Below are 846 nucleotides of genomic sequence, written 5' to 3'. Positions count from 1 at the left end.
AAGCGCCTCTCCTTCTGAAGAGGTACTTACCATATTTTCTATTCCCTGTAGCTGTTGTAGTGAATTACGTACCGGGCCGGTTATACGCCTCTCCATTTCTCGGGCGGAATACTGAATACCCTTAAGATGTACAGTGATTTGCGGAATATCTGCATTGGGTATTAATGAGGCAGGGAGTTTACACCAAGCGACTATTCCCAACAGCATTAAAGCGAAAAAGGAAATAACAACAGCAATAGGCCGATGAACTAAAAACTCAACCATAGTGCTCCCCTCCTTTTCGAATATGTTCTTCTTTAATTTTCACATTGGGGATTAACAGTAAAGGAAGTAAAAGCCAAGTTCCTAATAGCGAAAACAATAGCCCTCCGATTGTTCCAGCTGACAACGTAAACCAGAAACCCTGATCCTCCCCGCTAATCATGAAAGGCAGAAGGCTTAAAACGGCCGAAATTGTTGTAATAATGATTGGCGTAGCCTTAGCGAGGAAAGCCCGAACATATAGATTAATTGGAAGAAGCTTTTTTTGACTATTAAAGATGTTAAGATCATTAACAACATATAACGCTGAATTTGTCACAAGCGCACTAACCATTAGCAGTGCTGCATATCCTCCTTTATCAAGACCGAGACCTAGAATGTGAAAAATCAAGAAAACGCCTAAAAAAGAAAATGGGATGATCAATACAACAGCAATCGGTTTGAACAGGGATTCCAGTAAAATGGCACTAATAATATAAACGATAAAAAATACAAGGACAATCAGCCAAAAATGAGTATTGTCGTCATTATTCCATGCTGCATACGTATTTGGATTATATATCGCATACCCAATTGGGAGTTCGT

Annotated in this window: 2 protein-coding genes; both read right to left on the bottom strand. The window is 39.6% G+C overall.

Features of this window, described 5'->3' with window-relative positions; translation table 11 throughout:
• Positions 1–264 (bottom strand): efflux RND transporter permease subunit (locus ACNOHI_RS24660; protein ID WP_420477372.1); only part of this gene is annotated, 264 nt, incomplete at its 3' end.
• Positions 257–846: efflux RND transporter permease subunit (locus ACNOHI_RS24655; RefSeq protein ID WP_420477371.1), on the bottom strand; the 590-nt coding region annotated here is incomplete at its 5' end. The genes ACNOHI_RS24655 and ACNOHI_RS24660, both read right to left, overlap by 8 nt.

This window comes from Noviherbaspirillum sp. ST9, from assembly GCF_048799745.1.
In the GTDB taxonomy this organism is placed as follows: Bacteria; Pseudomonadota; Gammaproteobacteria; order Burkholderiales; family Burkholderiaceae_D; genus Noviherbaspirillum.
This window is presented reverse-complemented; position numbering and strand designations above follow the sequence as displayed.